Origin of the sequence: Roseomonas acroporae, assembly GCF_023223525.1 — a bacterium.
Lineage (GTDB): Bacteria > Pseudomonadota > Alphaproteobacteria > Acetobacterales > Acetobacteraceae > Roseomonas_E > Roseomonas_E acroporae.
In genome coordinates, this window is sequence record NZ_JALPRX010000293.1 from 1 (window position 1) to 485 (window position 485).

1 protein-coding gene is annotated in these 485 nt (G+C 71.1%); it reads left to right on the top strand.

Annotation, left to right across the window (positions count from 1 at the left end; all coding sequences use genetic code 11):
- Window positions 1-455 (top strand): IS66 family transposase (locus M0638_RS28590; protein WP_248670354.1); only part of this gene is annotated, 455 nt, incomplete at its 5' end.
- Window positions 456-485: the final 30 nt, after the last annotated feature.

Sequence of the window (485 nt, forward strand, 5' to 3'; positions counted from 1 at the left end):
ACATCCGCGGCCAGCCGCCCGATGAGCGGGCCAAGCAGCGCCAAGCGAGGGCGGGGCCGATCCTCGAGGGCCTGCGCACCTGGCTCGACGCGACCCTCGCCCGGATCTCTGGGCGCAGCGATCTGGCCGTGGCCATCCGCTATGCCCTCAGCCGATGGGAGGAGCTGACACGCTACGTCGCGGACGGCAGGCTGGAGGTGGATAACAACCCGGTCGAGCGGGCCATCCGGCCGCTCGCCCTCGGCCGGAAGAACTGGCTGTTTGCAGGCTCCAACACCGGCGGCCACCGTGCCGCGGCAATCGCCTCGCTGATCGCCACCGCCAAGCTCAACGGCCTCGACCCGGAGGCCTACCTCCGCCGCGTGCTGGAGCGCATCGCCGACCATCCCGTCAGTCGGGTCGCCGAGCTCCTGCCATGGAACCTGCCAAGCGACGCAGCACCCGCGGCAACCTGACACTCGGTCGCCGCGTCACCGGACGCTTAC